Annotated in this window: 16 protein-coding genes, 1 other RNA gene and 2 pseudogenes; 6 read left to right on the top strand and 13 right to left on the bottom strand. The window is 37.2% G+C overall.

The features are described from left to right. The first annotated feature begins 36 nt into the window (after positions 1 to 36). Positions 37 to 870, top strand: a complete 834-nt coding sequence (locus tag CTY47_RS13035) for an exodeoxyribonuclease X C-terminal domain-containing protein (RefSeq protein WP_099465205.1) — start codon at positions 37 to 39, stop codon at positions 868 to 870. Here CTY47_RS13035 and CTY47_RS13030 read toward each other — a convergent pair. From CTY47_RS13030 to CTY47_RS13015, 4 genes are all read right to left on the bottom strand, one after another. Further along, positions 867 to 3,332 (bottom strand): ATP-binding protein, encoded by a 2,466-nt coding sequence (locus tag CTY47_RS13030; RefSeq protein ID WP_099465204.1) that lies wholly within the window; start codon positions 3,330 to 3,332, stop codon positions 867 to 869. The genes CTY47_RS13035 and CTY47_RS13030 overlap by 4 nt on opposite strands. A 10-nt stretch (positions 3,333 to 3,342) precedes the next feature. Continuing rightward, positions 3,343 to 5,061 (bottom strand): phosphoethanolamine transferase, encoded by a 1,719-nt coding sequence (locus CTY47_RS13025; protein WP_099465203.1) that lies wholly within the window; start codon positions 5,059 to 5,061, stop codon positions 3,343 to 3,345. A 185-nt stretch (positions 5,062 to 5,246) separates the two neighbouring features. Continuing rightward, entirely contained in the window at positions 5,247 to 7,439 is a 2,193-nt protein-coding gene (locus tag CTY47_RS13020) for a DUF4838 domain-containing protein (RefSeq protein ID WP_099465202.1), read from the bottom strand. A 32-nt stretch (positions 7,440 to 7,471) separates the two neighbouring features. Beyond that, entirely contained in the window at positions 7,472 to 7,822 is a 351-nt protein-coding gene (locus tag CTY47_RS13015; RefSeq protein WP_099465201.1) for a hypothetical protein, read from the bottom strand. A 307-nt stretch (positions 7,823 to 8,129) separates the two neighbouring features. Between CTY47_RS13015 and CTY47_RS13010 the strand changes: the two genes are divergently transcribed. The 4 genes from CTY47_RS13010 to CTY47_RS17130 all read left to right on the top strand — a co-directional run bounded on the left by CTY47_RS13010 (position 8,130) and on the right by CTY47_RS17130 (position 12,932). Then, positions 8,130 to 9,305 carry a M24 family metallopeptidase gene (locus CTY47_RS13010; RefSeq protein ID WP_099465200.1) on the top strand — a complete coding sequence of 392 codons (1,176 nt, stop codon included), beginning with the start codon at positions 8,130 to 8,132 and terminating at the stop codon, positions 9,303 to 9,305. A 21-nt stretch (positions 9,306 to 9,326) separates the two neighbouring features. Further along, on the top strand, positions 9,327 to 11,027 hold the full coding sequence (locus CTY47_RS13005; protein WP_099465199.1) for an alkaline phosphatase: 1,701 nt from the start codon (positions 9,327 to 9,329) through the stop codon (positions 11,025 to 11,027). Positions 11,028 to 11,445: 418 nt separating this feature from the next. Beyond that, positions 11,446 to 12,753, top strand: a complete 1,308-nt coding sequence (locus CTY47_RS13000; RefSeq protein ID WP_099465198.1) for a tyrosine-type recombinase/integrase — start codon at positions 11,446 to 11,448, stop codon at positions 12,751 to 12,753. Positions 12,754 to 12,755: 2 nt separating this feature from the next. After that, on the top strand, positions 12,756 to 12,932 hold the full coding sequence (locus tag CTY47_RS17130) for a hypothetical protein (protein WP_199163426.1): 177 nt from the start codon (positions 12,756 to 12,758) through the stop codon (positions 12,930 to 12,932). Positions 12,933 to 13,029: 97 nt separating this feature from the next. Here the strand turns inward: CTY47_RS17130 and CTY47_RS12995 are convergent, their stop codons facing one another. The 5 genes from CTY47_RS12995 to CTY47_RS12975 all read right to left on the bottom strand — a co-directional run bounded on the left by CTY47_RS12995 (position 13,030) and on the right by CTY47_RS12975 (position 17,338). Continuing rightward, a complete protein-coding gene (locus CTY47_RS12995) occupies positions 13,030 to 13,287 on the bottom strand; it encodes a hypothetical protein (RefSeq protein ID WP_099465197.1) in 258 nt (85 codons plus the stop codon). A gap of 53 nt (positions 13,288 to 13,340) precedes the next feature. After that, positions 13,341 to 14,405, bottom strand: coding sequence for a helix-turn-helix domain-containing protein (locus CTY47_RS12990; protein ID WP_099465196.1), 1,065 nt, complete (start codon positions 14,403 to 14,405; stop codon positions 13,341 to 13,343). Between the two features lie 22 nt (positions 14,406 to 14,427). Then, entirely contained in the window at positions 14,428 to 15,057 is a 630-nt protein-coding gene (locus tag CTY47_RS12985) for a hypothetical protein (protein WP_099465195.1), read from the bottom strand. A gap of 701 nt (positions 15,058 to 15,758) precedes the next feature. Further along, entirely contained in the window at positions 15,759 to 16,907 is a 1,149-nt protein-coding gene (locus CTY47_RS12980; RefSeq protein WP_158228538.1) for a 6-bladed beta-propeller, read from the bottom strand. A 215-nt stretch (positions 16,908 to 17,122) separates the two neighbouring features. Continuing rightward, entirely contained in the window at positions 17,123 to 17,338 is a 216-nt protein-coding gene (locus CTY47_RS12975) for an NVEALA domain-containing protein (RefSeq protein WP_099465281.1), read from the bottom strand. A gap of 431 nt (positions 17,339 to 17,769) precedes the next feature. Here CTY47_RS12975 and CTY47_RS12970 point away from each other — a divergent pair. After that, a pseudogene (locus CTY47_RS12970) lies at positions 17,770 to 18,012 on the top strand (site-specific integrase); the annotation flags it as partial. A 49-nt stretch (positions 18,013 to 18,061) separates the two neighbouring features. Here the strand turns inward: CTY47_RS12970 and ssrA are convergent. The 4 genes and pseudogenes from ssrA to CTY47_RS12945 form a co-directional block, all read right to left on the bottom strand. Further along, positions 18,062 to 18,461: a transfer-messenger RNA gene (gene ssrA / locus CTY47_RS12965) on the bottom strand. A 55-nt stretch (positions 18,462 to 18,516) separates the two neighbouring features. Beyond that, the gene (locus tag CTY47_RS12960; RefSeq protein WP_099465193.1) at positions 18,517 to 19,398 is read right to left on the bottom strand and encodes an alpha/beta hydrolase; all 882 of its coding nucleotides are present in this window, start codon (positions 19,396 to 19,398) and stop codon (positions 18,517 to 18,519) included. Between the two features lie 3,063 nt (positions 19,399 to 22,461). Continuing rightward, positions 22,462 to 23,142 carry a hypothetical protein gene (locus CTY47_RS12950; RefSeq protein WP_143813394.1) on the bottom strand — a complete coding sequence of 227 codons (681 nt, stop codon included), beginning with the start codon at positions 23,140 to 23,142 and terminating at the stop codon, positions 22,462 to 22,464. 130 nt (positions 23,143 to 23,272) lie between these two features. Beyond that, a pseudogene (locus CTY47_RS12945) lies at positions 23,273 to 23,575 on the bottom strand (hypothetical protein); the annotation flags it as partial.

Raw genomic sequence — 23,575 nt, 5'->3', positions numbered from 1 at the left:
ACTTATTACCAAAAAAGTCTTATCTTAGACGATAAGATGAATGCTAAATTACCAGACATATCCAAAGAGGTTGAAAAACTTATATTTGACAAATTAGAGACATTCAACAAAGGAAAAACAACCGACAAAAGTTGTTATTATATTCTTGTTCCTACTGACAAAACACTTTATTACACGCTTTGGTTTTTCAATCTTAATGCTGTTTACCATCCATCCGTATATATTTCCAATTTAGAATTAAATGCAATCAGTTCAATAAACAAAGCTATTCACATGGTGGCAAACTCCTTTTTACCGCTATACATAACCGACAAAACAGATTCTTTTTTTAGTCATGGCGATGACATTATTTCTTTCGGAAAATACAGAGGGCATCACTTACAGGATATTTACACAATAGATCCACGGTATGTATGCTGGCTTGCCGATAAATATGAGGCACAGACAAAAAGTGAACATAGATTTAAAGAGATAGCTGTCACTTATAGCCAGATATATATAGATTTATATACCCGCAAAAAGTATAAAACGCCAACAAGTTCTTTTGTTGGAACTCCCGGGAATAAGCTCACCAACCTAAATCTGACAATAACGAAAGTACGGATTGAAGATGACCCTTATAAAACAAGGATAGAGAACGGGAGTACTTATTTTTACGTAGATCAACTTATTACTGCTATAGACACAGAAAAAAATTTATTCCTGTTTACATACAAAGCAAAAGAACGCAGTTTCGAATCGCATGTTTTAAGTTGTTATACCCATGCATACAGAGTGGAAGAAAAAATACATTTATCGTCCGCAAAAATCTTAAAACATATTGAAATACGAGGCATAAAATATACCAAATTAGGATACATCAAATTCTAATTTCCTGTTACCTGTTTTACTATAACAACAGCCTGCTCTATAACTTCGGACAACAAATGCATCCAACCGGTATCAGACAACTCTTCATCGTTTTTTTCAAGCAACCTTAGCTGCTGAACCAATGTATTAGCGCCTAACATCGTAAAAAGAGGTATTAATTTATGAGACAATCGTGCTACTTCTTCCCTATTATGTTTAGATTTTGCTTCTTGCAAAAGTACTATGCTTTTATTCGTTTCCTCCGAAAACGTATGAAGAATAGAAGCCGATGCTTCTTTATCCTCTCCTGCAAATGCTGTTAATGACGAAAAGTTCAATTCCGTCTTTACTTCAAGATTTATAGTCAACAACTTATTCAACAAAGATATTAACAGTGTAGCTGTAAACGGCTTATTAAGAAAAGCCGTAAACCCTGCATCCAAATAATGATCATGTTCTTTTGACACACTCGCAGAAAGAGCAATAACAGGTACTTTTTCCGTACCTTGTATGCCCGAAGTCCGTATCATGTCCAACAAATGGAAACCATCCATACCAGGCATTTGGATATCTGTAATTATTGCATCAAAAAGAGTATTTTTCAATAACTCAGGTACCGAATGCGGATTTGTACAGCATACTACTTTTACATGGCTTTGTTTCAAAAGTTCTTCTGTCAAAGCTAACTGTAAAGGATCGTCATCTACAAGAAGACAACAGATATCCCGTTTATCAAAAGTATAAACAGCACTACCATTCTCCCGTTCCTGAGTTGGAGACTGAACAGGTATATCCGATAAAGAAAGAGGTAAAATCACAGTAAAATCACTTCCTTTCCCCAATGTACTTTGTAATGATAATTCTCCACCCATTAATGATATAAGTTTATGGGTAATTGATAACCCCAAGCCAAACCCTTCTTCCTCATCCGTTTCCGGCAAACGGGTAAATTCGCCAAAAATACGGTCTTGTTCTTCCGTGGGTATACCTGGTCCCGAATCACATACTATGACAGAAAGCTGATAAACCGGCTCATTTTCATTAATAGAGACAACTATCACAACCCGCCCCTCTTGAGTAAATTTAATGGCATTGGACAAAAGATTACCAATTATTTGACGTATACGGATAGGATCACCTACGTAAGCTTTATCCATAAACCGGTCTTTCAGGTTCATGACAAATTGCAATTTTTTCGCATCTGCCAGAGGCTTGAAACTCGTATATATCTCATTAAATAGTGTGGCTACATTAAATGGAACACGATGTATCTCCATTCGCCCGGATTCCAACCGATGAAAATCCAGTAAATCGTTTACTAATGACAAAATATGATTGGAAGAGCCAGTCATATTTTCCAGATAATACCGTTGACGTTCATCCGGATGTAAATTCAATAACAATTGAATATAACCAATTATGGATGAAAGCGGAGCACGTATATCATGGCTGATTGTCAACATTAATTTCTCGCGGCTGCGCAAAAGATTTTCAGCGTATTGTTTCGCCTTTTCCAACTGCAAACGATAATATTGGCTACGTGAAATATCGCGACCGATAAAGAATAAAAATAGTACTGCAATAATAACCGAAATAATAGCTATGCCTGCAATTAAATGGGAAGTTTCACGAAGCAAATCCTGTTTTTTAGTCATCCGCTCAAGAGAAGCGTTAACCTCTTCCTCTTCAATATCGCGTAACATTTGATTTATCTTACTAGTTATCAAGCTATTGTTATAACGCAAGTTCGCTGCACGCACCATTAAAAGATCTATTAATTGCTTACGTTGCCCGGCTACACTATCCTGTATGCTTTTTAATACACTTACAATCGTATCAGATGGACTAAAAGCATTTAAAAGTGTATCCGATACAATCTCGCGCGTAGTATTCACTACGATGTTCGTATCTTGTTTGGAAGGAGAAAAAGCCTCAGCCAGACGTCGAAAAAAACCCCGGCGTTTCTGAGGAATCACAACTGTATCTTTTTTTATATGAATCCGATCCTGCAACTCTACCCGTTCTGCCACAGTATCTTGTATGGCTATTACTTTTTCTATATTTTCAGTATATAGACGTTCTGCATTAGCTTCATTCCAGGTTTCCAACAGATTGAGAGTATTCCGGCGTTTCTGCTCCAGCATCATATCTATTGAATCTATTTTTGCTTGTTGTTGCAAATCCGATATCAGCACACGCAACGTATCCATATTCTGATGGGCTTTGTTAAGTGTCCGGTTAAAATGCGTCAAATCATTATCCGGTATTCCCACCAGTTGTCCCAAAGCTTCACTTTCATACAAAAGAGACAAAGTATTCGTAACATAATAGACTTTACGCCTTGAAGTACTGTCTGGCTGCTCTTCTCCGGCCACTTGCCGCACAATCCGATAAATGTAAGCAACAGAACATACAGCTATACTTATCAATAATATATAGCCGAAAACAACTTTACTTGTTATATGTCTGTTTTGACTACTCATTTATAAAAAGTCAGTCTTTATCGTAAGCAATGTTCCATTTATCCATCATTATAAAGTCTGCTTTTTTCAAGCCTACTTTCCAAAATGGTATCGGGTCGTCATGATCCCCTAAATACATCCGGTCACGGATTATATAAGCATGATTCGACACGGCCAGTGTCGAATCGGCAACAGAAGTACGTACTCCTGCTATATCCAGCATAGTATGGAAAACCGTATTTGTACTCACCGGTATAGATTGATGAGCCATTACAGTCTGGTATTTCTCCTGATATACTTCACGATATTCCGGAGAAAACCAAATCAATAAAGGAATATGCAACTGATAATAAGTAGGTATCGGAGAAGCATGAAGATAACGGTTGCGGGAATCATCAAATATATCTTCTCCATGATCACTCAGATACATCATGGAAGCACATGCATTCGTTTTCCCTAAAATTTCAACAATTCCATTCAATACATAATCCGTATACCTTATCGAATTATCATAAGCATTACGCAATATCTTTTTGTGCGATGCCCGTATACCCTCTACCTGGTCGGGTTTATATATTGAAAATTCCTTCGGATAACGTTCATGATAATTAAAATGAGAGCCATAAGTATGAAGTACCACAAATACGTTTCCTTTCGATTTATCCAGCTCCTTTTGCAAATACGGTAAAATAGCACCGTCATGCAAAGATGTTAAATAAGAACCTGCCTTAAACTGGCTCATGTCTATAAAAGTATCGGCTTCCCGGTAAAAAGCCCCGATCATAGAAGTAGTCAATTTCTGATTGGCTATCACAAGCGTATGAAAACCTGCTTCTTTAAAAGCCGTAACAATACTTTTTCCGCTATATATAACTCCGTAATCTTCTGCCGACGCTGCCGAAAGGATAATAGGCACACTTTTATGCGTATTATTCGATTGAGTAACCACGTCCGTAAAATGTGCCAATCCCGCAAGTTTTTCCATACAAGGGGTCGTTTCACGGTCATAGCCATAAAGGCTCCATTCCATTGCTCTTGAAGTCTCGCCTACTACCAATATATATATTTCACGCCGCCCCTCCGCCTGCACAGGCTTCGTTGCATCAAACTTAAAATTTGCAGATGTTTTCGAATAATTCGCATTTTTCTCCGCTTTGTTTATAGCAAAATACAAATTGTATAAAGCATTGGCCGGATAAATATCATCTTTAAGAGAAAATCGATAATCTTGTGAAGGAGATAAAAAACAGAATACAACGCCTGTAATAAACATAAGCAAACTTATTTTTGCCCATTTTTTTCTAAAAGAAGCAGATAGAACTTTTTTAGAACGAATCGATCTGAAAGCTAACCATAAAGTAGGAAGCGTATACAAAAAGAACACACAACTTATTATCAAAATTAAGTTCCCCAACAACTCACTGGCCTCCGATGCATCAGAGCTTGTCAGGTTAAGAAACATATCTACGGCTATTACAGACTGGCCAAAAACATACAATAATACTAATTGCCCCCCATCCAATATCACTTTAGGTAAAAGGCACCAGACTACAATGCCCGGCTTGCGGGTCAACAATAATAATCCCATCCAGAAAGCCAACGGCAATAGTATAGAAGCCACTCCAACCGTTATTGGCAAGGATTCCGTAAAGAATAACACAAAATTAGGCACAACAAATAAAAAAGCAAAAACAAAAAAAAGATGCTTCTGCAAAGAAATCCAATGTACCAACTTATCACAACGCCTCATTATCTATACTATATATCATCCATTTAACCCAACATACGACTTCTGATCCGGAAAATGAATTTCCGGAATTGACAAAAATAGTTGTTATCTATTGGATAATAACTGTACAGAGACACAAAAAAAGTTATTTCAACAGGATTAAAATCCCATTAAAATAACTTTTCTCTTAATTTATATGCAAGATATTACCGCACTGTAACCTCATCCATAAAGAACCAAGCCGGGTAACCTACCCCGTAATGCCATGACGGACAGATCTTCACACCTTCTATCTCAACTTTTATATAACGGGCTGTCACAGGTGCATCCGCTTCACATTTTACCTGGACAAATTTTACTTGGACAGACCGGTCTTCATCCAGAGACTTTGCTCCGAAAGGTTGATATGTCTTGTTATCGGCAGATACCGAATAAGTAACGCTCTTAGGCAGCAACACCCATTGCCCCAGTTGATGCAAGAAGTCGCTTTCAATTGACGAAAATTCCGTTTCTTTTCCCATATCCAGAATAAAAGCACCATCTACGCCTTCCCAACCTACCCAGCTTTCCACAAAGGTAGTTCCGCCAAACAGTTCATCAGTAAGGGCTGTTTCTCCTGTTGCTTTGTATTTGCCGGAAGGGGGTGTCAGCCAGATTACTTTTGCCCCCTTTGCCAGATTGGTTGCCTTACCCGGAAGATAACGTTCCGTATATAACTGGCAATATTCGTGAGGTGAATTACTCCGTTCATTCAGTGTAGGCACGTTAAAATAAGCCGTTCTTTCATCAAACAAAGCCAACTTTGCCTTTATCTCATCTACATCATGCCCGCCCTCAGTACGTGCAATTTCAAGTTCTGCATATTGCAATGGCAAACGCGAAAGACGTACACGGTCTAACAGAGTTTTATCTGATACAACCGCCTGTTCTGCCTGGTCAAACAATTCATTATAGCGTTTACGGCATTTGGCATTCAACATGCCATCTTTATGCGTAACAGGAGAATCATATATCCATAAATCCACATTACTTGCCAGCAGACCACCTTCCAACAGTTTTTCATATTGATAAATATATGGAGCAGCAGCACCATAATAACCATTCATAAAGGCTTGCATCAGCGAATCTGTATTAAGATATGGGTTCCACATCAGTTTGCTCACCATATAAGCACGCATTTCCGGAAAATCGCCACCTTTGGAGCCTCCAATCTGCGAAAAATGCATTGTTGCATTATGTTCTTTGAATAACTGAATATTCTTCTGCAATATTGGAAAATTAGGAAACGGAGAAACAAAATTGTCAAAATTGATTCCATAATCCCATACAAATATATTTTTACTGATAGCAGACCAACCCTCCATTGCTTTCATAAAATCCTGTCCGGATTCATTATCTGTTAATGGTACTTCACGTTTGCAATCAATGTCACAAAGCATAATATTTACATTCGGCAATGGTCTTACTTGCTTTGGAGGATGCATTGTATACAGATAGGCCAAAGTAGAGAATTCCTTGTCTGGAAAACGTTCGGCCAGTTTATTCAAAAAATAGATAAGGCTTCCCGAAGGTCCTCCCTCCCGGTCATCCAAAGCTTTACAAGCCGGACAAGTGCAATTGGTATGATTCCCGTCATTCTGGCTAACCGAAATCATATTCATCCCAGGATTTGCTTTAAAAATAGAATCTATTTTCTGTGCTACCACTTCAAACAACTCAGGGTTGGTCAAACACCACTGACTAGCTTTGCCCGGACGGCGTTCTCCATTAATAAACGAATAATATTCAGGATGGGAAGCTCCATATATATCCGATGGCAATATTTTGTCGAACGTATGCACCCAATAGCCTCCTGCAAATACTTCCTGAGGTTCCTCAAAACGAAACCAAAGTTTATAAACCGGATCATCTTTCAAGGCATAACACTGACTCTGGCGATAACGGAATGCAGGATTTTCCGCACGATCCAGTTTCGGCAAAATTATAGAAGACTGTTTTTTAACGGTATAGGCATCTGCTGTATAGTATGCAACTCCCAGACAATCCTCCAGTAATGTTACGACCCCGTAAATAGAACCTTTATCTCCTCCGCTACTAATGTAAAGAATCCCCTGATCCGTCGCCAGGCGGAAACCGTCTTCGGTTAATCCCGAAGTATCTCCTTTTCCTACTACGACATCCCCCGGTTTTGCCTTTTTACTATAAACTATAGGTAACCTCGCTCCGCTTATCCGAGTCACAAAATCCTGCAATAAAAGTGCAGCCTGGTCATCCACAGCATTTTGTTTGTCTACAATAATCCTCGAAACGGGTTTATTGTCTTTTACCAACTGAATTTGTGCATTTATCCCTGTCGCCACTAACAAGAGCAGGGCTGCACACGTGTTTTTTAGTTTCATGTTATTTAGATTTAGAAATATATTGATTTATATCAGGCTTTTGAAATTTTCTGAACAATAGCAATAAATTCATCATTCGTAATAGTAAACTCCGGCTCCTTATAGTTAACATAATCCTCAAAATAATCGCTCGCAATATCGGCAACTATATTTTCTCCATCCAACCCGAATGAATTTACTAAACATTCTACTTTCGCGCGTATCTGACGAATCATCTGCAATCTGTCTTCATAACGTTCAGGTTTCTCAATATCCGTTATATGTTCATTACGGGCAATAAGATAAACCACCGTATAAAAAGTATCTATATCACCAAAAACAGGTATAAACTGTATTTTTTTATCTTCCGGCAGTGCAGCCAGTGTTTCTTGCATTTTTGTCATAAACCGTAATTCTATAATTTCATTCTACAGAATTATGCAAATATACTGCTTTTCCGTGTAATTTACGAATCTTTTATCCAATGAGGCATTACAAATAATATCACAAAAGCAAACCATCCCGATGAAATTAAAAAATCATCGGGATGGTTTTGAAAAAAGATCGGGATGATTTCGGAAAATGACAAAGAAGTACCCACATGTAGGTATTTATGACATATTTTAATCAATAATTAATATAGAACAGCTCTTTTTCCTTACAATTATTAATACCTTTGATGCTTGGATAAAAATAAAAAGTTACCAAAAGATGATACAAGAAGAATTGATTGGCGACCTGAAATTAAAATGGAAGCGCATACAACAAGCTATGCAAAAAACAGAAGCAGACGGATGCTTACTTTCCGTAGATGTTAATCTATATTATACGACCGGTCGCATTTACAGCGGATATTTTTACATACCGGCAGAAGGGACTCCCTGGTTCTTTGTAAAACGGCCAAACGGGTTATCAGGCGATAACGTAGTTTATATACGCAAACCGGAACAGATAACAGAAACTTTTGCAAAACAAGGACTAAAAATGCCTGGCAAACTGCTATTGGAAGCAGACGAATTAACTTATAATGATTTCGTCCGGCTGCAGTCTGTTTTTAATCCAAAAGAAACAGGCAATGCAACCACTCTGATGCGTACGCTACGGATGATAAAGACACCCCGGGAAATTTCACAATTCCGGATATCAGCCCAAAACCACGTTGCTACTTATGCGGAAATTCCGGAATGCTTCCATCCCGGAATGACAGACCTGGAACTGCAGTATGAAATAGAAAAGCGAATGAGAAAAAACGGATCGATAGGTTTATTCAGGGCATTCGGCGCCAATATGGACATATTCATGGGAAGTATTCTGGCCGGAGAAAATGCAGAAGTCCCTTCTCCTTTTGATTTTGCTTTAGGTGGAGCCGGAATGGATGCATCATGTCCTTTGGGGGCAAACGGAACGGTTTTAAAAGAAGGAACAGCCATCATGGTGGATATGGCAGGAAACTATACTCCATATATGACTGACATGACGCGCGTTTTCTCCGTCGGGAAACTTACAGACCTGGCCTACCGCGCCCATCAGGCTGCCCTTACCATACAAAATAAAATAGAAAGTAATGCTAAGCCAGGAACAGCCTGTGCAGATTTATATAATGCGGCAATGGAAATCGTGGAGAAAGAAGGCCTTTCCCCCTATTTCATGGGAACAAAGCAACAAGCTAAGTTTATAGGGCATGGCATCGGTATCCAGATAAATGAATTGCCTGTACTAACACCCCGTTCTAAAGAAAAACTAGCCCCCAATATGGTATTTGCCCTGGAACCGAAATTTGTTATTCCCGGCGTAGGAGCTGTGGGTATAGAAAATAGTTTTCTGGTGACTGATACCGGTATTGAAAAGTTAACCCGCTGCAATGAAGAAATAATCGAGTTATCTTAAACTTACATTAATTTTATACATATGAAAAAGACAATAGCTATTTTGCTTTTATTGGCATTAATCATAGTGCCATCAAAAGCAGCTGATGTTGAGAATGTGAAACCAGTCAAGAACGTGATAGTCCTTATACCGGACGGTACTTCACTTGCCACCGTATCTATGGCACGCTGGTTGCAATGGTACACAAATCCGGATAAACCGAAGTTGAACATCGACCCGTATTTATGCGGAACCGTACGTACGCATTCATCCAATGCACCTATCGGTGACTCTGCACCCACTACATCCTGTTATATGACCGGCCAACCGAGTCGTACGGGCTATGTGTCTACTTATCCTGAAAATGACGGCGATAACGACATCTATCCTACTGACCCGTCCCGTGCATTCCAACCGCTGACAACCGTACTTGAAGCGGCTAAAATATTACAAGGCAAATCAACAGGTTTAGTATTTACATGCGAATTTCCACACGCAACTCCGGCTGACTGTTCCGCCCATAGTTATAACCGCGGAAAATATGAATGGATCGCACCGCAGATGGTACATAATGACCTGAATGTAGTTATCGGAGGAGGCGTTTCCATCCTAAACAAAGATATGGAAGATTACCTGCTTGCTAACGGTTACAGCGTATATAAAAACGACCTTAACGGCATGCGTGCCGATAACAAAGACAAAATGTGGGCACTATACGGAGAAAAAGAAATGGCATACGACATTGACCGTAATCCGGACGAACAACCTTCATTAGAAGAAATGACCCGCAAAGCAATAGATAAACTATCCAGAAATCAGAATGGTTTCTTCCTGATGGTAGAAGGCAGTAAGGTAGACTGGGCTGCCCACGGAAATGATCCGGTTGGTATGGCTACAGACATGTTGGCATTTGACCGCGCTTGCGGTGCTGCTTTGGAATTTGCACGCCAGAATGGCGAAACAGCTGTTGTTATTATGCCCGATCATGGGAACAGCGGTATCAGCATAGGAAAAGCCAGTTGCAAAGGTTATGATAAACTAACCAAGGATCAGCTATTCCACCAATTTTCACTATATAAGCTGACAGCCGAAGGTTTTGCTAAGAAATTAAACAGCGAACCGAACTCGGAAGTACAAAACATTTTCCGTAAATATGCAGGCTTTGAACTGACACCGGAAGAACTGGATGCTTTAAACAACAACCCTGACTACAAGAACAGTCCTATTCCGGCTGATCAACGCAAATCGGACGACAATTCTTCTTTATACAGCGGCTCTTTAACCGGTCTTATGGCTCATATCCTGACATCAAGAACCTGCTTCGGTTTCACAACAAGCGGACATACCGGAGAAGAAGTATTTTTAGCAGCTTATCATCCACAGGGAACTTTACCGATCGGTATGCATACAAATATAGAAATAAACGAATATTTGTGCTCTCTGTTCGGATTAACCCATAATACACTGGAAGAGTTAACAAGCAAGAATTTTGCCCGCCATATGGATGTATTCAAGGATTATACTTGCAAAATAATTCCTGCCACTGACGAAAAAGGCTCTCCTACATTAGTTGTAACCAACAAAAAAGACAAGAAAAAACAACTGACAATCACCCCGTTCTCAAACATTATAAAAATGGGTAAAAAAGAAGAAAACGAAATAAGGCTCAACTCTGTAGTTGTATATGTTGACAAAAACAACACATTCTATTTACCGGAAAGCCTGACGGACTACCTGAAATAAAATAAAGCGGAGGCAAGCCAGTCTCCGCTTTTTTTATACATTTGCATACATAAGACAGATATACACAATCTATGAAGAGTAAAAGTTNAAAACAACACATTCTATTTACCGGAAAGCCTGACGGACTACCTGAAATAAAATAAAGCGGAGGCAAGCCAGTCTCCGCTTTTTTTATACATTTGCATACATAAGACAGATATACACAATCTATGAAGAGTAAAAGTTATTGTTCAATCATTAGCTAATACGCCGTATTTTTACGCAAACAAAGAGTTAATAATTTACTAACAATCAATTATTTAACTACACAATTAAAGTCTTTCAGCTAATTAAATAATCCAAACACGTACATATAAAATATCTTTTTGACGTACTTTTGTGTACTATTTTTTTTACAACTATTTTACAGCGCACGATTATGGCTACATTCAAATTTTTGGTACTCCCACATCAACGGAAAGAGGATGGTACATATAACGTAAAAATCCGTATTACACAAAAAGGCAAGTCCAAATACATCAAGACTAGCCACAATGTATCAGCTTCGGATATTATAAAAAAGAAAGATAACGGAAAAGAAAAAATCAAGATCAAGAATCAAGCTGTGATCGACCTAATGGAAGAGATGATATTAGGATACAAGAAAAAACTAACCTCTGCTGGTATCGAAGCAGAACACTGGGAGGTTGACCGGATTGTGGAGTACTTGACTACAGAGAAAGAGAATTTCAGTCTGAATTTCATTTCCTATGGGCGAAAAGTTGCGGATGATCTTGAGCAAGATGGAAGGTTAGGCACGGCAAAAAACTATCGGATAGCCATAAATGCGCTTATCAGGTTTATAGGAAAAGAAGAGCTCGACATAAACCTCATTACAGCATCTTTTATGAAAGCGTTTGAGAAGTTTCTGAAAAACGAACCTTCTTTTAAGGGATGCCGCGACGGAGGATCAAAACCAACTGATAAACCTAAAGGTAAACGGGTCATATCTCTTTACACATCACAAATCAAAACGTTACACAATCTTGCTAAAAATGAATATAACGACGAGGATAGAGGAATCATACATATCCCGTTTTCCCCATTCTCAAAATACAAAATTGTACCAATCCCTAAAAGCGAGCATAGGACATTGTCTATAGACCAAATACAACAAATCATAGATCTACCATATAAACAAAATGCTCGCGGTGATCGTCAACCTGTTTTCAATTTAGCGAAAGACCTATTTATCCTTTCGTTTGCGATGATGGGTATGAATAGTGCCGACTTCTATAATGTTTCTACCGTCGAAAACGGAATTATTTCCTATCAAAGGACTAAGACACGCACAAGACGTGAAGATAAGGCAGAAATGAAAGTTAGGATTGAACCGGAAATAAAAAAACTATTTGAGAAATACTCAGATCCATCTGGAGAGAAAGTCTTTATTTTTCATAAGCGGTATAGAAGTTCAGAGAATTTCAATAAATCAATAAATAAAGGATTAGATGAGATAGGAGAAATAATAGGAGTTCCGGATCTGAATTATTATTATGCCCGACATACGATGGCAACGTTAGCAGCCAATAAAGCAGGTATTGATATTGCCAGAGTAGATGAGATGCTTAACCATGCCGATTCCACATTGAAGTTGGCTCGTGTGTATATCGAACGGGATTACAGTGTACTTTGGGAAGCCAATAGTAAGTTGTTATCCTTGTTTAAATGGAATAGCCTAAAATAAATATGGTCGACCAGTTAGGGCTGTCCGAAAAAGCCAAACGGATTTTCGTTTGGAAATTCTTTGCCGGAGAGTCTTTTGCAGATTGGCCGGGACCGGAAAGCAAGAAGGAATTATATGAAATCTACAAACAGATATTTAAAATCATACTGGACAAGAAGAATGGAAAACTATTATTCTGATAAAAAAAGAGCGTCCGAATATCACTACCCAGACGCTCTAACCTTAACTATGAAAAAATTTATGTTTCCTTGAATTATTTTCAGTCTTAGTTTTTAATTAATAATATTCATTTGGTTCCACAACCTTAGAGCATTTCATTGTATTAATATAAGCAGTAAGGAATGATTTTGCTTCAACAAATGTTGATACCATATTAGATGGTCTGTAAAGTCCTATTCCTTCTGCATCCTGTGGCTTTGTTAGGTGACTAGTAGTCCAATAGTAACAGCCATTCTTTTTCTCAATTTTTGCAGAAACCAAGATTTTATTATTGTATTTATCTAATATATTATAAGTATATTCTTTAATTATCATAATATTCAATTATTAATTTATCACACAAAACACTTATATAAAAAATAATAAGATCAAACATTTAATCTTAGATTAAAGACAGACGAATTAAATGTGCAAAATCTAGTTATTATATCAATTGGCAATTTGAAAGCTGATGCAATCTCTTCGTCAGAGTATTCAAGTTCTTCTTTATGCATCCTATAAGCCTCTTTAAAAAGCATAGGTCGATCAATATAGACATTTAGAGGTTCTTCTTTTTTATACCCTCTTCGGCTTAATTCAATATTAAAATATTTATATTTATCAGAATTTATGCAACCTAAATCTCTAGCCCTTCTAACAATAGAAGCCATAGAGGTCTGCCAAAATCGTTTTAATTCTATTAATGAAGAAAGTTTTAATCCCCACAGTTCTTTTTTTATTGAATCTTCAGGCATCAAAAATTCACTAGCAAATTCATTTGCTTCTTTTTCTTTATCCCTCCCCTCGCTAAAAATAAAACTTCGGGACAGATGCATAATGATATGTCCTAATTCATGAGCAATCGTATAACGTTTATGATCATTACTGAAATTTTTATTAATAATAATAACAGGTGTTCCTCCATCAGTTATAAAAGAGACACCATCGAAAGCATCAACATCCTCTTCTAATTCTACAATAAATATTCCATTTCTTTCTAGCATCGATATTATTTCAACAACAGGTCTGTCATCTAATCTTAGAAAGCGTCTGGCATATCCTGCAACAGATTTAGGAGTAAATCCGTCTTCCAAATCAACAAACTTAAAATTAAATGATGGAAAATCTATTGACTCACCCATTCGATCTATCAAATAGCCTATCATTTTATTCGATAATTCTATTTGATCCCTTTCCGATTTTAATACACTTGCTTTACGTCTATAGTGGGCATTCTCTATATTATTAGATATAGTCAGTTCAAAAAAAGCATCAGGAAACCCTAAGTAATTAAATATTTTAGATAAAACATCATCAGAAAGATATCCCAATCCTTTTTCAAATTTTGAAAGGTTGGGCTGAGATAATCCTTTTATTTCTTTCGCAAGATCACTTTGAGTTAATTTTCTATATTCACGAGCGAAAGTAACTTGTTTATAATTAATCGTGTTCATAATTTTATGTTATGCGAGCATATTACGCATCACTCATATTCTTTTTCTGCCTTGCACTGGGCTTAACAGCCATAGGAGTTACAAGTTTAGACTCAAGAGTTACAGTGTTCTTCGCAACAGACTCTTCTATTAAATCTTTTTCCGTTATCTCGAATTTACACTTATTCTCATCAATGTACACCAACTTTGGTGCTGTTAATTCACCAAAATTGTTTTTCCTATATCCCAAAAAAACAATTGGCTCAAAAATATCATCCTGTTCATCAAACAAAGAACGCATAGCCTGGTTTCCTATAGCCATAGTATTCTTGGTTTGCACATTCATTGGAAGATTTGAAGCATTTAATTTTTTAAAAAGAATCAAATAACCATCTTTTCTCAATATAAATCTCTTATACTTTCCAAAAAACCAATTATCAGGAAATTCCTTTTGGATACATTGAATAATCTTAGAATTTAAATAATTAGCCTCAAAACCTCTTCCTCTCGAACTCACTGGAGTAAAAACAATCTCTTTATTATATAATTCAACAGCCCGATTAAATGCCCGAAATAAACGAGGAATAGCATCACGAAGTTCGTATTTACACTCTTTAAGATTCTTTACCGTTCTTCTCTTCCCCCAATTGGAGATTTTGTGTAGATTTGTCATTTGAAATATATTTTTAATATAAACATAATGAGGCGTTATCTACAGCGAATAGATAGCGCTTCTTTTTATCTCGAGGCAAATATATATAATTTACTCGACAAATTGTATTTTTTAATATATAATTTCCGTAAAAAATTGTATTTCGCCAAAATCGCCACACCCTCACGGGCAAAACAGTCACTGTAAATCTAATTGAAACAAGAAGAAACTACTTTCGTCTTTTTATCATCCAAGTAAATAAGGCGGCTACAACACATACTAAAATCAATACCCACCACACCCACGTAGGGATAAGTTGAGTGTCCTTTTCACATCCTCTTTTAACCTTCTCGTCTGCATTACTGGATAAATCCTTCTTTTCGACCTGCGCTGCCTCAGAGCCGGACTTGATATGCTTATCTGCTTATTCTGACTTTTGACCATCCAAATTGATCACTGTTATAATTGGCAAAACCACCAGTACAGTTTTTCAGAACGAAAAGTAAAAAAATAGTTTGACGTTTAAGTAGTCATTAAATGGTACTTAAACGTCAAACTTCTACTTGTTAACAATAACCTGACTACTTTTTCCCAAAATAGATCGGCCAGTTCGTCAACAACATTTCTTAGCCGACAAATCATTTTTGCTTATGGTTGTAAAATCAAAAGAACTTATATATTAATTCAATGTGAATGAAAATATAAGTTTTTTGATAATTATATTAGAAAAATGAATACACAATTATTATTGGATTGTCTTCTTTATTGATTTCGGGAAAATCAATGGAAGAAACGCCGATTTGTTCCAATAGACTAATATAATTGGCGGAACTTGTTCCAATTGCCAAATGTTTTGAATCTATACTTTTAAGAATATCATAATTTTTAAAGAAAGCATATTGTGTATGATCATATTCATCGTTTATCTGATAACAATTTTTCATTGATTTAGTATAAACAGAGGGATATGTACCATTTGGGAAAAGACCGATAAATATATATTTGTCTAGTTCAACAAAATCACCATTGAAACATTTTGAATTTTGAATATAATCAATATAATTTCGCATGGCATTGTTTCCTTCAAGTGATGGCCTGTTTGTACCTTTTACTGATATCGCATAACGAGGTACAATGTGCTTATCTAATTGGTAAATAGTATCTGAAAGATTTGGATTATAGTAAACGACTTTATTATTTATCATTAAATGATTTGGATGAGTTACCAAATTAAAATCTTTTCTATATGTACTAGGAAAATTGCTACTAAGAATTTCTCCTTTTGAATCAGTTATAACTAATGTATTGTCTAATGATTTACTACCATCGTAAACTCCAGCTGTATTAGTAAATATCCATTTATCCCCTCCAAATTGTTCTACAATTTCACTTCTAAAAGGAAGATTACGATCTTTAATATACTTTCCATTAAGATCATAGTATAAGGCTTTCCCATTATTTCCATCTATTACAATAATTGATTTTTTGTCAGGAGTTAATGTTATATAGGTAAAATTATTATATTCACCTGGTCCATTCCCAATATTACCAACTTTATTGAGAAAGTTCCCTTTACAATCAAACAAATATATGCCTTTTGAAGATATGTTGTCTCCTACAATAATTCTGTTTTCAGCAAATACCAGATTGGATATAAATCCGATTAGATTATCATCAATAGTTTGAAGTGGAATAAAAGATATGTCTTTTATTATACTGTCTAGGCAAATATGAGGATCATTATTTGATATAGTTATATTATCAATATTTGCCATATTTTTTTTATCTGTATCTTTTTGGCATGAATTTATAACTATTACTAATCCTATTACAATTAGTAATTTACACATATTCATTTTTATTTCACTCATATACATTCATTTTAAATTGTAAAAGTTATTGCTAATTTCGTATCTTATTTTTATAATTCTTCGTAAAAAGGGAAAATGAGTTAATCTTTTTGTAATATAATGTTTCAATAATACGTGAAATACAAAAAGAGAGGTGATATTTTACCTCTCTCTTTATGTTTTTTATCGTTTATATAAATAAACTTCACGTTTAAACTGAAATATTTCTTTTTTCTTTAACAAGCATTACCTGGTCCGTTACATATATTCCTATCTAAAATGGGATTATATTTAAAAGCCGAATGGTATTCACTCCCGCTTTCTCCACCTGCTAATGCTTCAATATTATCCAATGTCAAATCAGATAGTTTAACTTCACTATTTTGGCTGAAATACCAGCCCGCGATTGTTATCGCATTTACGGCAACTAAACCTACGATTTTTTTCTTCATAATTACTATTTTATTAATATGATTGTTAGGAAATATATTATTATGCAATTATTGGGTTTTAAATCTATAAACTTTTAATTTTGAACAAAAATAACTGATTAAGTAATTTTTAAAGCAAAAAAAATAATGACATTTTAATGACATTTCATATAATTACAAATTTTACCAGATTATAATAGGCATCGATGGTTGATACATCAAAGCATTAATAACTAACCGGTAAACCTTAATCGGTGATTCCTCTTTGTCGGTTGGACGTAATCAGATTTTTACTACTTTGCCATGATTTTAATTATTTATTGTTTAACCATTTGATCTCTTTACTACATCTCCATCTACCCACAGTTCCCCTTTAACATGAGGATCTATGGTATATAAATTACCAAAGACAATTCTTCCGTTTCCTATTTCTTGAGCAATAGTGCCATCCCTATTATATATGGAAAAAACGAATAGACGAAGTTTATCCAAAATACAAATTACTCGGAACACATTCAGGGAGACGTACGTTCATATGTAATGCACTAATGCTTGGCATCTCACCTGAGGTTGTTATGAAATGGACTGGGCATAGCGACTACAAATCAATGAAGCCATACATTGACATTGCAGATTCGGCAAAGCGAGAAGCTATGAAATTATTCAACAAAAAATCAGCTAAAACAAACGCTTAATCCCCGAAATAGTCCCTAAACAACAAAGACTACTGATAATCAGTAGTCTTTGTGGAGCTGGAGAGATTCGAACTCTCGTCCAAACGAGGAACTAATTTGCTTTCTACATGTTTATCTTCGCCTTCATTGTCGGAACTAAGCAAGACCGAAGCCACCCACTTAATTCTTATTCTCTAAACTTTCACAAGAAACCCGAGACTTATTTCTCGCTATCTCCGATATTGCTGCACCACCTTATCGGAACGCTTCGGAGCAACAGCATCCGGGTGATGTCACGTCCCCGCAACTATTGCAGGGATTAAGCTTTAATCTACTATACTTCGATTAAGCAGCGAGAGCGTAATTGTTTTCGCCAGTTAATTGTTCGTTGTCTGAGATTTAAGTGCAAGCCAACCACGCACTACATGCTTACAAACCACTTCTGCCCGCTGTCAAAACCGGTCAGCCCCTTAGTTTGCAAATACAAAGATACAAAAAATCTCCATATTATATCATCTATAAACCCTATTCTATTATATTAATTTCGTGAAACCAATCTTCTGCTCTGTCAGGCCATTCATTAACAGAGGCTCCTGTATCACGTAATCCAAACCCATGACCACCATTACTATATAAATGCATCCGTGCAGGAACCCCAACTTCCTTCAATGCATAATAATAAAAAAGACTACTATTAATATAAGACTTGTCATCTTCAGCCTGGACAATCATTGTAGGCGGTGTCTCCGATGAAACCTTTAATTCCTGGGCTAACTGAAAATTGCCACCATCCAAATAAGCAGGATATACCAATAAGCAAAAATCAGGTCTACAACTAATTTTATCTACTGCATCAATAGGTTGGTAGGTTCTCTCATTATAATTATTACTCAACATAGCTGCCAAATGAGCTCCAGCAGAGAACCCCATTACTCCTATTCTTTGCGGGTCTATATTCATATCTTCAGCATGAGAACGCACATAACTCATAGCTCTTTGAATATCTTCAAGAGGAGCCTCATGTTTTGCCCGTTCAGCTCTCCGAGGCACCCGATACTTAAGTAATACAGCTGTAACACCGATATTATTAAGCCATTCACAGACTTCATCCCCTTCCAAATCATAAGCAAGGATATTATATCCACCTCCGGGACAAACAACCATTGCTGCACCTGTTGCAACTTCATCCGGTGCAGGATAAACAGTAATTGTCGGTTCGCTTACATTAGTGATACGAAGTACTGTCTCTCCGCCGACCTTCCCTCCATCCTTATCGGCCTTCTCTATCAACTTAATTGTTTCGCCGGGAGCACCTTTAGGGAATAAAAGAACAGGATTATTTTGCGCTATAACAGCGTTTGCCATACAACACATTCCAATAAACAAAAACATCCATTTCTTTATCATATCAGTAATATTTATAATGGACGAATATATACATCTTATTTGATTTTCCAATCAACACCAACATAAAAAATAAACTGTCACCTTCACAAACTAAAAAAGGAGTCCACTCAGATGAATGAACTCCTTCTCTCCTTTAAAACGGCGGCTACCTACTCTTCCACTGTTACGCAGTACCATCGGCGCGACGAGGCTTAACTTCNTTTGATCTCTTTACTACATCTCCATCTACCCACAGTTCCCCTTTAACATGAGGATCTATGGTATATAAATTACCAAAGACAATTCTTCCGTTTCCTATTTCTTGAGCAATAGTGCCATCCCTATTATATATATGAAATCCAGAGTAATCCATTACATTTTTAAAAATCAAACTACCAGCACCAGAATACAAGAACATTTCGATTTTTGGAGTTGACTGATATCCTCCGATATTATCAAAACTCATATTCATTACTGTTAATCCTGAGCTATTGATCATCTTTATCGATCTGCTTGAAGGGTCAACTACAACCTTATTGCCGTCAATATTACTTTCGACCTTTCCTCTTAACACAACATTGCCATTTGTGTCCCACTGGATATTTTTTTTAGCAAGCCAGCCATCGCCACCATACAATAGTACAATTGGAGCATTCCTCCAATTTTCAAATGTCGATCCAGCCCAAGCAAATACAACATCGGATTTAGGTGCAATGCCTCCTTGACATGTAAAATTGCCTGATTCACCCGATCCCGTGCCAAGTTCTATACGTCTATTTAAAGACATGCGGGACGAGTTAAACTTATAGAACGCCTCTGTTATGTCTTTTGCTCCATCAACTGTTGTATTAAGGTTTTGTATTCTAATGTCTAATCCGTTCGCTGTTTGATTTACATAGCTAACACTAGCCAAATCTTTTACAGAGCTACTAATAAGGCTGCTAGTCCATGATGTTGTAGCGTAGATTCCTAAATTTGGTTTATCTGCTATATTATTATAGCCTGTAATGGTTCCGTTATTAAGGTCTATGACTATTCGCCCATTCTTATCCTTAATAACCCCTGTTGTAATTGTTTGTCCAGCAATTTCTGTATATCCATAGTTTGGGTTCCAGCTTCTAGCTCCACCTTCAGGCGTATTAAGCACTCCTATCCAAAAATGATAATAGCCAGCTTCGGCTTCTAACTTGATTTGTCGCTCAGAGACTAGAATAAAACCTACACTTCCCTCTTTCGGGCATTTGGCATAGACGTAATAAGCAAGCGAGTTATTCAGCCGGTAGGATGCAGCAGGGATAGTCCACTCACGGACCGTATCGCTAACAGTAAAGTGCACCAACTTTCCAGCCGTGTTCTTGAAATAGTTGGCGTCATTGTCTGCATTCGGGATGAACTTTACTCCTACCAAGTTCATCTGTTGAGAATTTGTGCCAACGATTAGCTGTGCAGTATGCACAGCCAGCGGCTTAATTAATTCTGTGAAAAAGTCCCCTTCCGGGTCAAACATCATTTCCTGTGTTTCCTTCACATCACGCCATGAACGTTTCGAGTATTCACGGACTGGCTTAACCTTATCCTCTATCTCTTCCGGCACCTTATTTACATTATCTACCATATCTTTGAAGCCATTAGGCTGCAAGAAGTCGGATAAAGTAAGTTCATAACGGTAACAAGGTTTATTATCATTCTCAATGTATCTCTTTACCTTCGTGACACGTATCTCACGGTCTATATTCAATTGTTCAGAATATACACCAACCATCTGGCCGCAAGCGATAAAAAGGTTTTGTAAGCGGAAAACAACTTCATCACACTTGCCCCGAAGCTGGATGCGTTTCTCACAATGCTCGTCGAGCCATTTACTTGATTCATCCTGTAGTTGTAAAGAGGCTTTATCTCGGTAGCTCTGCGGCATCTTCAACCCCGTAAGGATGAACTTGTCACCTACAGAGAAATTGATGTCTCCTGGCACTTTCAAGGAGTTTTCCTGCTCATTTACCTTTAGTTTGAATTGTTTAGTTGAATTATCCCAGCTACCTTCTACTATTGCAAGGTCATAGCCAGCCAAACCACCGTCCTGAAAGGTGACGATAACTTCCACGCCATCAAGCAAGCAGTCGGTAAGGTTGAAGTCTATATTTGATTTTAGGGTGTAATCGTCAACCTTTTCCGTAACGGTAAACTCTCCTTTCGGAAAGATATGATCGAACTGCATAGACTTCTCTATTCGCCCGTACTTCTCGACATTCTTTTCGATAGAAAGCCGGCCATCAGGCAGAAGAAGATAATCAGCGCCATAATCAAGACCAATATTCTTATCACTGCCATAGGGATATAAAACAGTTACAGGCGGCGTATCGTCTACGGCTGAGACTTCCAACTCGGTAAAGCCCATACCCTCGCCCTGCCCCAAAACAAGACCGTTACTGGAGTATTCCCTCTTGCCGATGTTCATTGTTTGGCCGGATATCCAGTATTCGCTATCCAGTTCCTTGATAAGTTCGTTAAGCACAGTACCTACCTTCTTATCCTTGAAAGAAAGGGTAATCATCCGGGATTCGATACATGAACCGGCAGCCCATCCAGAGCTACCCCGATTCATATTCTTTACGAACAGATTCAGCCAGTCACGCGCTGTCCCGGTGTAGTAATCGAAGTTCTTTTTTCTTTCCGGAGTACCATGAAGGAAGAACTCTACATCCATAAGGTCATACTTAGATGAATAGAACATAACGGTATATTCCCAACCGAGAGACGTTTCACGTTTGGTCACTTTCTCGTTATGCCGGATCTTGTATTTTGTCCCTTCAAAGTCTACTGTGTCATTTATCTGAAGGTCTACCACATTACGGCAAAGGAAGTTTAGGGTAAGAGTATCCTCGCCCATCACTTCTTCCACCGTATAAGAGTTCTCCTTTAGGTAGACATCTGCTATTACTATATTTCCACGCTTTATTTCCATACTGCCAATTGTCGTATTTTAAAATATAATTGTCAAGTTTATGTAATTCACTTTTGAGCTGTTTTACTTAGTAAATTAAAGGGCAAAACTCCCGGCGTAAGTAGCACCATTCTTAACTATAGCTAAATAGCTCCAAATAATTTTTTATCAATTTCATAATTATATAGAACTTCTTTGTCTGACAATTGTCGATTGTAAATACGAGCGCAATAAATTGCGGCTCTTAAATTCCAACCTGCTGAATCACGAAAAAGATAGTTACCGGCTCTACCACCAGATGAAGATGCGTTCACATTACTAAATAAACCGTTTGCAAAACTTCTACATGTAGCCCCTCCGTTTCTTGAACCGGATAATGACATAATTGTATTAAGCTGTACAGGGAATCTGGTAGCATGCACATTGCCATTATTATACGTATAATATTCAATGTAACCCACAATAGGCCAAATACCAAATTGGGTATCAGCATTTTGATTATTATGAATACCTATATAAGCGCCATTCCGATTATTAGTATAGTCCTTTCCAACGACTTGAACTGTAAAAACCTGAGTATTCAGTAACAATTCATTTGGTAAAGTTATGAACTGCTGAATCCCGTCCGAGTCGTTATTGTTAATTGTAGAATAACATTTTTGATCTTGCAGATATTCTATCGGGCCTGTAATCCCACATGCTGTTTTATTTACTCTATCAACCCACGCATTATTAACTGGCGCATCTCTACCGTCAAGCCAAAGCAATAATCCATCCTGTATATATTCAGCTTTCTTTTTTTCGCCCATCATCGCCCTTACCATAGCCCACCTCCTTTCGCAAGCGATCTAACTACTTTATTTATAGAGGATTTACCCCCCCTCCGTTAGGGTTTATTAACATCCTGTTTAACATATCACTGTCTCCTATCTTTAATTAAACTACCCAAAAACATTATTTCTTTTTTCTCGCCAACCATCTAACCACATATCCAATCCCAAGTAATAATAATCCAGAGAGCAGACCAATAGCCCAACCGCCAACATCCATCTTTACCTTTTCCCATTTAGATAACTCCATCTCGACAGGGTAAGGTACTTCAACTTTCCTATCTACATAAATTTCTTTTGACGGGAGATATAACGTATCCTGGGGAACCTTCATATCTGCTATTACGTTACCTAAGCTATCAATAGTAAACATCAACTGTACATTCTTACTATTAGCTATATCAAGCCAACGGAGCACAACCTTTCC

It is taken from the genome of Parabacteroides provencensis (assembly GCF_900232875.1).
Taxonomy (GTDB): Bacteria; Bacteroidota; Bacteroidia; order Bacteroidales; family Tannerellaceae; genus Parabacteroides; species Parabacteroides chinchillae.
The sequence above is the reverse complement of the archived record's forward strand: the minus strand, read 5'-3'. Positions and strand labels throughout refer to the sequence as shown.

What these genes read in the sequence shown, in the direction of transcription:
- CTY47_RS13005 (WP_099465199.1), top strand. Translation starts at nt 9,327, where the DNA reads ATGAAAAAGACAATAGCTATTTTGCTTTTATTGGCATTAATCATAGTG.
- CTY47_RS13020 (WP_099465202.1), bottom strand. Translation starts at nt 7,439, where the DNA reads ATGAAACTAAAAAACACGTGTGCAGCCCTGCTCTTGTTAGTGGCGACA.
- CTY47_RS12975 (WP_099465281.1), bottom strand. Translation starts at nt 17,338, where the DNA reads ATGAAGAAAAAAATCGTAGGTTTAGTTGCCGTAAATGCGATAACAATC.
- CTY47_RS12985 (WP_099465195.1), bottom strand. Translation starts at nt 15,057, where the DNA reads ATGACAAATCTACACAAAATCTCCAATTGGGGGAAGAGAAGAACGGTA.
- CTY47_RS13015 (WP_099465201.1), bottom strand. Translation starts at nt 7,822, where the DNA reads ATGACAAAAATGCAAGAAACACTGGCTGCACTGCCGGAAGATAAAAAA.
- CTY47_RS13025 (WP_099465203.1), bottom strand. Translation starts at nt 5,061, where the DNA reads ATGAGGCGTTGTGATAAGTTGGTACATTGGATTTCTTTGCAGAAGCAT.
- CTY47_RS17130 (WP_199163426.1), top strand. Translation starts at nt 12,756, where the DNA reads ATGGTCGACCAGTTAGGGCTGTCCGAAAAAGCCAAACGGATTTTCGTT.
- CTY47_RS13010 (WP_099465200.1), top strand. Translation starts at nt 8,130, where the DNA reads ATGATACAAGAAGAATTGATTGGCGACCTGAAATTAAAATGGAAGCGC.
- CTY47_RS12990 (WP_099465196.1), bottom strand. Translation starts at nt 14,405, where the DNA reads ATGAACACGATTAATTATAAACAAGTTACTTTCGCTCGTGAATATAGA.
- CTY47_RS13000 (WP_099465198.1), top strand. Translation starts at nt 11,446, where the DNA reads ATGGCTACATTCAAATTTTTGGTACTCCCACATCAACGGAAAGAGGAT.
- CTY47_RS12950 (WP_143813394.1), bottom strand. Translation starts at nt 23,142, where the DNA reads ATGGTAAGGGCGATGATGGGCGAAAAAAAGAAAGCTGAATATATACAG.
- CTY47_RS12960 (WP_099465193.1), bottom strand. Translation starts at nt 19,398, where the DNA reads ATGATAAAGAAATGGATGTTTTTGTTTATTGGAATGTGTTGTATGGCA.
- CTY47_RS12980 (WP_158228538.1), bottom strand. Translation starts at nt 16,907, where the DNA reads ATGAGTGAAATAAAAATGAATATGTGTAAATTACTAATTGTAATAGGA.
- CTY47_RS13035 (WP_099465205.1), top strand. Translation starts at nt 37, where the DNA reads ATGAATGCTAAATTACCAGACATATCCAAAGAGGTTGAAAAACTTATA.
- CTY47_RS12995 (WP_099465197.1), bottom strand. Translation starts at nt 13,287, where the DNA reads ATGATAATTAAAGAATATACTTATAATATATTAGATAAATACAATAAT.
- CTY47_RS13030 (WP_099465204.1), bottom strand. Translation starts at nt 3,332, where the DNA reads ATGAGTAGTCAAAACAGACATATAACAAGTAAAGTTGTTTTCGGCTAT.